Annotated in this window: 3 protein-coding genes (1 of these 3 cut by a window edge); 2 read left to right on the forward strand and 1 reads right to left on the reverse strand. The window is 68.7% G+C overall.

Going from position 1 to position 8,768, the window contains the following annotated elements; all coding sequences use genetic code 11:
• Positions 1-7,320, forward strand: the 3' portion of a protein-coding gene (locus tag HGB39_RS25930) for a non-ribosomal peptide synthetase (RefSeq protein ID WP_168442958.1). It extends 23,730 nt beyond the left edge of the window; 7,320 of the gene's 31,050 nt are visible here — the last part of the coding sequence; its start codon lies beyond the left edge, outside the window; the stop codon is at positions 7,318-7,320.
• Positions 7,321-7,851: 531 nt separating this feature from the next.
• Here HGB39_RS25930 and HGB39_RS25935 read toward each other — a convergent pair.
• Positions 7,852-8,190, reverse strand: a complete 339-nt coding sequence (locus HGB39_RS25935) for an RNA polymerase-binding protein RbpA (RefSeq protein WP_005255751.1) — start codon at positions 8,188-8,190, stop codon at positions 7,852-7,854.
• Between the two features lie 172 nt (positions 8,191-8,362).
• On the opposite strand from HGB39_RS25935, the gene HGB39_RS25940 reads away from it, so the two are divergent.
• Entirely contained in the window at positions 8,363-8,695 is a 333-nt protein-coding gene (locus HGB39_RS25940) for a hypothetical protein (protein WP_005246337.1), read from the forward strand.
• Positions 8,696-8,768 lie beyond the last annotated feature (73 nt).

Below are 8,768 nucleotides of genomic sequence, written 5' to 3' on the forward strand. Positions count from 1 at the left end.
GAGTCGCCGACCGTCGCCGCGCTCGCGGCACGCATCACCGAGACCACCACCCACGGTGTCCGGCGCCCCGCGCTGACGGCCAGGCCTCGGCCCGAACACATTCCGCTGTCGCTCGCCCAGCAGCGGATGTGGTTCATCAACCAGTTCGACACCGCATCGCCCGCCTACAACCTGCCGGTCGCGCTCCGGCTGTCGGGCGAGGTGGACCTGCGTGCCATGCAGATCGCGATCGCCGATCTCGTCGGGCGGCACGAGGCACTGCGCACCGTCTATCCCGACTCCGCCGACGGCCCGCACCAGGTGATCGTGCCCGCCGGGGACGCGGTGCCCGACCTGACACCGGTGGCGGCGCACCCCGACGACGTCCTCGAGCGGGTGCTCGCACTCGTGACGACGGGCTTCGACGTGACCGCGGATGTGCCCCTGCGGGCGCGGATGTACCGCGTCGGACCCGACGACTACGTGCTCGTGATGGTCGCCCACCACATCTCGGGTGACGGCTGGTCGCTCGCCCCACTGGCCCGCGACGTCATGCTCGCCTACACCGCCCGCGCCGAGGGACACGTGCCCCGCTGGACCCCGCTGCCGGTGCAGTACGCCGACTACAGCCTGTGGCAGCGGGAACTCCTCGGCGACGAGGCCGATCCCGAATCGGTCGCCGCCGCTCAGATCGCCTACTGGACCCGCACGCTGGAGGGTCTGCCGGACCGGCTGTCCCTGCCGACCGACCGTCCCCGCCCCGCGGTCGCGTCGCACCGGGGCGCGCACGTGCCGTTCACCATCGACGCCGGCACCCACCGCGCCCTGCTGGCGCTCGCACGCGGCCGGAACACCTCGCTGTTCATGGTGATGCACACCGCGCTCGCGGTACTGCTCGCCCGACTGAGCAGCGAGTCCGACATCACCGTCGGCGCACCCATCGCCGGCCGCGGTGAGGAATCCCTCGACGAACTCGTCGGCATGTTCGTGAACACCCTGGTACTGCGCACCCACGTAGACCTCGCGAGTTCGTTCGCGGACAGCCTCGCCGACGCACGCTCTGCCGATCTGAGTGCGTTCGCGCACTCCGACATTCCGTTCGAGCGCCTCGTCGACGTGCTGAACCCGGCCCGGTCCCGCGCGCACCACCCGCTGTTCCAGGTCGCGTTCTCGTTCCAGAACCTCGCCACCACCACACTCGAACTTCCCGGGCTGCACGTCGAGGGACTCGACGTGCCGAACACGATCTCCAACTTCGATCTGCACCTGACACTGTCGGAGAAGCACGACGCCGATGGATCCCCGGACGTGATCGAGGCCCAGTTCACCTACGCCACCGACCTCTTCGACGAATCGACCGTGCGGGCATTCGCGGAACGCTTCACCCGCGTCCTCGCGTCGGTCGTACAGGATCCGGACGTGGCCGTCGGGGCCATCGACCTGCTCGACGGCCCCGAACGGCGCTCGGTCCTCGCCGAATTCAACGACACCGGCGTCGATCTGCCGCCGACGACGCTCGCCCAACTGTTCTCCGCCCAGGCGGCGCGCACACCCGATGAGGCCGCCGTGTTCTTCGAGGGCACCGAACTGACGTACGCAGAGTTCGACCGCCGTGTCGACGCCCTCGCCCACCGGCTGATCGATCGCGGAGTGGGGCCGGAATCCGTGGTGGGACTGGCGATGAACCGGTCGATCGAACTGCTGGTCGGGATGTACGCGGTGCTGCGGGCCGGCGGCGCGTACCTGCCGATCGATCTCACCCATCCGGCCGACCGGCTCGCCTACGTGCTCGAGACCGCCCGCCCGGTGTGCATCCTCACCACGTCCTCGGACGGGTTCGCCGCCGAGAACGTCCCGGTCATCGAGATCGACACCCTCGACCTCACCGCCTCACCACCCGAACCGGTGACCGATGCGCATCGCCTCGCCCCGCTGCGGCCGGAGAACACGGCGTACCTGATCTTCACGTCCGGGTCCACCGGCCGACCCAAGGGTGTCGCCGTGACGCACGCCGCCATTGCGAACCAACTCCGCTGGAAGCAGCACGAATACCCGCTCGACACCACCGACGCCGTCGTGCAGAAGACCCCCGTCACGTTCGACCTGTCGGTGTGGGAACTGTTCTGGCCGCTGATCTCGGGCGCCCGACTCGTCATCGCCCGCCCGGACGGTCACCGCGATCCGGACTACCTGGCGGACCTGATGCGTCAGCAGCGCGTCACGACAGCACATTTCGTGCCGTCCCTGCTGGAGGCCTTCCTGGCGACCCCGGGTGCGGGGCAGCAGCCGGCCCTGCGGCGGGTGCTGTGCATCGGCGAGGCGTTGCCCGTCGACACCGCGGTCCGCTTCCGCCGCCGGTTCGGGACCGTCGCGCTGCACAACCTGTACGGGCCCACCGAGGCCGCCGTGTCCGCGACCGCCTGGACACACACCGCCACCGACGTCGACACCGTTCCCATCGGCGGACCCGAGTGGAACACACATGTGTTCGTGCTGGATGCCCGCCTGAACCCGGTCCCCGTCGGGGTGGCGGGTGAGCTGTACCTGGCCGGCGACCAGCTGGCCCGCGGTTACGTCGCCCGCGCCGATCTGACCGCCGAGCGCTTCGTGGCCAACCCCTTCGGCGCACCCGGTTCACGGCTCTACCGCACCGGTGACGTGGTGCGCTGGCGCGTCCGGGACGCGAGGGGGATCCTCGAGTACCTCGAGCGCTCCGACTTCCAGGTGAAGGTCCGCGGGTTCCGCATCGAACTCGGCGAGATCGAGTCCGCACTGATGTCGAGCACAGGGGTGGGGCAGTCCGTCGTCGTCGCCCACCAGCACCCGCACACCGGGACCGCCCTGGTCGCGTACGTGGTCCCCGAGGACGGCGCCACCGTCGACTCCGCCGCGGTTCTGGCCGAGGTCGGCGCCGTGGTGCCGAGCTACATGGTGCCCGCCGCCCTCGTCGTGCTCGCGCAATTGCCCCTGACCTCGAACGGCAAACTCGACCGCAAGGCCCTTCCTGCGCCCGACTTCGTGTCGGCGACAGTCGAGTACCGCGCCCCCGCGACACCCACGGAGGAATCGGTGGCCGCCGTGTTCGCCGACGTGCTCGGCGTCGAACAGGTCGGTACCGCCGCGAACTTCTTCGACCTCGGCGGCAACTCCCTCGTCGCCACCCGGGTGATCGCCCGGCTGTCCGAACGACTCGGGCGCCGCGTGGAGATTCGAAGCCTGTTCGAGGCGCCCACGGTCGCCGCCCTTGCGGCACTGCTGGATTCGATCGACGCGACCGCGCCCGCCCGCCCGGCGCTGACGCCGGCCGTGCGTCCCGAACGGATTCCGCTGTCGTCGGCGCAACACCGGATGTGGTTCCTCAACAGGTTCGACCCGAACTCGGCGGTGCACAACATTCCCGTGGCGGTCCGGCTGTCGGGCGCGCTGGACGTCGACGCGCTGCAGCACGCGGTCGCCGACGTCGTCCGCAGGCACGAGTCGCTGCGGACGGTCTACCCGGACTCCGCGGACGGTCCGCACCAGGTGATCCTGCCCATCGACCGGGTGGGGGGCGAACTGTCCGTCGACGCGACGGACGAGGCCGCGCTGCCCGCGCTGATCGCCGGCCTGGTGACCACCGGATTCGACGTCACCACGGAGGTTCCGGTGCGGGTGCGGATCTTCCGCATGTCCCCGACGGAGCACGTTCTCGCCCTGGTGGTCCACCACATCTCCGGCGACGGCTGGTCGATGGCGCCGATGGTGCGCGATGTGATGACGGCGTACGCGGCGCGGTCGGCGGACACCACGCCCGACTGGGCGCCGTTGCCGGTGCAGTACGCCGACTACGCACTGTGGCAGCGGGCACTCCTCGGCGACGAGGCCGATCCCGATTCGGTCTCGGCACGGCAACTCGCGTTCTGGACGCAGACCCTCACGGGCGCACCGGATCAGCTGGACCTGCCCACCGACCGCCCGCGTCCCGCGGTGGCGTCGTACCGGGGCGGCACCGTCGACTTCGCCGTGCCGGCCGACCTGCACGGCATGCTCCTGGGTGCGGCGCGGGACGCGAACGCGTCCCTGTTCATGCTCGTGCACTCGGCGCTCGCGGTGCTGCTGAGCCGACTCTCCGGCACCGGAGACATCGCCATCGGCACCCCCGTCGCGGGACGTGGCGAACGCGAACTCGACGACCTGATCGGCATGTTCGTCAACACACTGGTCCTGCGCCAGCAGGTCGACGGAGGCAAGACCTTCGCCGAACTGGTCGCCGACGTGCGCGAGACCGATCTCGCCGCCTTCTCTCACGCGGACGTTCCGTTCGAGCGCCTCGTGGAGGTCGTCAATCCGTCGCGGTCCACCGGGCGGCATCCCCTGTTCCAGGTGATGCTGACGTTCCAGAACCTCGACCAGGCGACCCTCCGACTGGGTGACCTGTCGGTGAGCGGTTTCGACTTCGATGTCGACATCGCCAAGTTCGACCTGCAGCTCACCCTGATGGAGCAGTTCGACTCCGAGGGCCGTCCGGACGGGATCGCTGCCCGCCTCACGTACGCCTCCGACCTGTTCGACGAGCCGTCCATGCACGTGTTCGGACAGCGGTTCCTGCAGATTCTGCGCGCGGCCACCGACAGTCCGGACACCGCGGTCGGAGATATCGACGTCCTCGGCGACGGCGAACGGAAGCAGATCGCCGGCACCAACGCGACATCACACGACGTGCTCGCCGGGACCCTGGCGTCGCTGTTCGACACGAGGGTCGCGGCCGACCCCGACCGGATCGCGGTGGTCTTCGACCGGGACGAGTTGACCTACGCCGACTTCGACTCCCGCGTGAACAGGCTGGCGCGCCGCCTGATCGAGCAGGGCGTCGGCCCCGAGTCCGTCGTCGCGGTCGGGATGCGCCGGTCGATCGATCTGCTCGTCGCGATCTACGCCGTCGTGAAGGCCGGTGGCGCCTACCTGCCGGTGGATCCGGACCATCCGGCCGAGCGCACCGCGTATGTACTCGACACCGCACGGCCGGCATGTGTGCTGGTCAGCGGTACCGGACTCCCCGGCGGCGGATCGGTCCCCGTCCTCGACGTCGCGTCCGAGGACTTCTCCGGCTTCGACAACTCGCCCATCACCGATGCAGACCGGCTGTGGCCGCTGTCCCCGGCGAACACGGCGTACGTGATCTTCACGTCCGGGTCGACGGGCCGGCCGAAGGGCGTCGCGGTCACCCACGGTGCGATCGTGAACCGCCTGCTGTGGATGCAGCACGAATACACCCTGACCAGTGCGGACGTCGTTCTGCAGAAGACTCCGGTGACGTTCGACGTCTCGGTGTGGGAGCTGTTCTGGCCGCTGCAGGTGGGAGCCTCCCTGGTGATCGCCGCGCCGGACGGACACCGCGATCCGCGGTACCTGACAGGGCTGATACAGGAACGTCACGTGACGACCACCCATTTCGTGCCGTCGATGTTGTCGGTGTTCACTGCCGAACCCGCTGCGGCGGTGTGTGATTCGTTGCGGTTGGTGTTCTGTTCGGGGGAGGCGTTGACGCCGGAGCAGGTGTCGCGGTTCCGGGCGGTCAGTCGTGCGGATCTGCACAACTTGTACGGGCCGACGGAGGCGGCGGTCGACGTCACGTACTGGGAGACGGGTCCGGCGGACACGCACACGGTGCCGATCGGGCGTCCGGTGTGGAACACCGAGTTGCATGTGCTCGATGCCCGGTTGCATCCGGTGCCGAACGGGGTGGCGGGAGAGTTGTATCTGGCGGGGGATCAGCTGGCGCGGGGATATCTGAATCGTCCGGATCTGTCGGCGGACCGGTTCGTGGCGAACCCGCACGTGGCGGGTGGGCGGATGTACCGCACGGGTGATCTGGTGCGTCGCCGCCGCGACGGTGCGTTGGAGTATGTGGGGCGGACGGATTTCCAGGTGAAGTTGCGGGGGCAGCGGATCGAGTTGGGGGAGATCGAGACCGCGCTCGAGACCCATCCGGACGTGTCGCAGGCGGTCGTGGTGGTGCACCGCGACGACCGCGGCGAGGAAGCGCTGGTGGCGTACCTGGTGGGACGGCCCGCGGCCGACTGGTCCGACGTGCGGGCGCACCTGTCGGCCCGCGTCCCGTCGTACATGATCCCGGTGCACGTCGTGCACCTCGACACACTGCCGCTGTCGGTGAACGGCAAACTCGACCGCAAGGCCTTGCCCACACCGACCGTCCGGTCGGCGGCCGACGAGTACCAGGCGCCGCGGACGGCGGCCGAGCGCGCCGTCGCCACGGTGTTCGCCGACGTACTCGGCATCGACAGCGTCGGAGTCACGGACAGCTTCTTCGACCTCGGGGGCAACTCGCTGATCGCCACCCGGGTCGCGTCTTTACTCGGGTCCGAGCTGGGAATCGACTTCCCGCTGCAATGGATGTTCAGCGACCCCACGCCGGAGTCGCTGGGACAACGCATCCAGAAGTGGACGAACGACGGGGTGGACGGTGCGGGTGCGTCACTCGACGTGCTTCTCCCGATCCGCACGAGAGGGACGGCGGAGCCGCTGTTCTGTGTGCATCCGTTCATCGGGCTCGCCTGGAGCTACGCGGGGCTCGGCCGCGAGCTGACCCAGGACCGGCCGATCTACGGGCTGCAGTCGCCGGCGCTGACCGAGGACGAGCCGCACCTGGAGACGATCACCGACTTCGCGGCCCGCTACGTCCGGGAGATCCGTTCGATCCAGCCGCACGGCCCGTACCACCTGGTGGGGTGGTCGCTGGGTGGAGTCATCGCTCACGAGATGGCGGTGCAGTTGCAGGACGCCGGTGAAGAGGTGCGTCTGCTGGGGCTCCTCGACAGCTATGTCGGGATCGACCGCAGCGTGGAGAACTCCGCGACCACCGCGGATCTTCTCGGCGGAGTCGGCCTGGACCTCCCGGACGACAGCGTGCTCGACGAACTCGCGCCGGACGGGCAGTTCGACGCCGAGCGTGCGGCGGCACTGCTGCGGGTCGTCGGAGGGCCGCTGGCGGCGCTGACCGCTCCCGAACTCGGACGGATCTACGGCAATGCGCTGCGAGCCCCCACACTGATCGACGCACACCGGCCGAGGGTGTTCGCGGGCGATCTGGTGTTCTTCACCGCCGCCCTGGACGACGGTTTCCACGTGGACCCGGTGACCTGCTGGGGACAGTTCGTGCGCGGGAGCATCGTCGAGCATCCGGTGGACGCGACGCACTGGACGATGACGACGCCGGCTGCTCTCGCCGCGATCGCACCGCACCTCGAGCGTTCGCATCGTCGGCCGCGGCACGCCGCGCCCGACACCGGCAGGGACAGCGATCCCGACGACAGCGCGAACCGGCCGCACTCGGTGCGCTGACCGCAGCACCGCCCGACAGACCGGAAGGTTTGGTTTGGGCGGTGATGGGGGAATACCACGAAATGGCAGTGGTTGTACAGAAAACGAGCGGTTGACCACCCCGAATATCGTGGACGCCCGACCGGTCGTGGTTTCGGGGTGCCGATTTCATACCCCAGGTGTGAGATTTACCCGAAGAGAAGACCAAACCCTTGACTCCGCGGTACCGAATAGTAGATTGAGAGCGGTCATGTGACCTACCTCTCAAATGGTACGGAAGCCCGAGAGGTCGGTCATACGTGGTTTCTTCGACTGCGTGTTCGGGGCGTGACGCTCGGTGCTTTGTGTGCTCGGAATGTAACGCGCCCGCGTTCAGCAGATCGGAGTACTTGGATGAGTCCTGTCGAGACGGTGACCAGCCCAGTGACCAACAGAAGCTTGTCCGTGTCGAACACCCCGTCCGCGCCGAAGCCGGGGTCGCAACTTCCCCGGACGCGGCGAACGCCGCCCCGGCAGAGCCGAGACGGCGTTCGTACGGTTCGGTTGCCTGTGTCAGGCTCCGCGGCGCTTCGCCTTCAGCAGGTCGAGGCGCTCCTTCAGCAGCTCCTCCAGTTCCTCCTTGGAACGGCGTTCGAGCAGCATGTCCCAGTGGGTACGCGGCGGCTTGACCTTCTTGGCCTCGGGCGCAGTCCCCTCGACCAGGGTTCCCTCGAGGCCGTTACGGCACAGCCACGTGCCGGGAATCTCGGCATCGTCGGCGAAGGGAATGTCGAACACCTCACCGTTGTCGCACCGGTACTTGGCCATCCGACGGGGCGCGAGGTCGTGGTCACGGTCGGTCTCGTAGCTCACCGCTCCGAGTCGACTTCCTCGAAGTACGCGATCTGCCATGGTTGTGTCCTCTCCTCGATCGTCTCCGCGCGAGTACGCCTGGACCAGAACCAAGCGTTCACACTCATCTACAACGCCACGGCCTCCCGATTGGTTCCCGCACGCCGCGCAGATGCAACCTCGACATCTTACCGGGCGGGCCTCGAGGCGCCGCGCAGTAAGGTGGTTGACCATGACCGGCGCCTCCCGCAGACCCGATTCCTGTGTGTGGTGCGGGAGGGAAGTGGCCGAGACGGGGATGGGGCGGCGCCGCCGGTACTGCCGCCAATCCTGCCGGCAGCGCGCGTACGAGCAGCGCAACCAGGTCAAAGGCACGAGCATCCCCGCCGATGCGGTGGTGCTCACCTCGGAGGAAGCCTCCGCCATGGTCGACCGGGTTTTCCAGGTTCGATGTGCCGCCGAGGACGTGGCGACAGCCGTTGCCGAAGGTGCGGCGGCCCATGAGGTGGAGTCCCTGTGCGCCGACCTCGTGCAACTCGCGCGTGAGGCCGAACGCTTCCGCTGAGCCTCGGACAGAGGCAGGGGAGCGCAGGACGCACTCTGCTCGACCGGTCCGACCGTCGCCTGTCGATGGCGAT

The organism is Rhodococcus opacus, assembly GCF_012396235.1.
GTDB lineage: Bacteria > Actinomycetota > Actinomycetes > Mycobacteriales > Mycobacteriaceae > Rhodococcus_F > Rhodococcus_F opacus.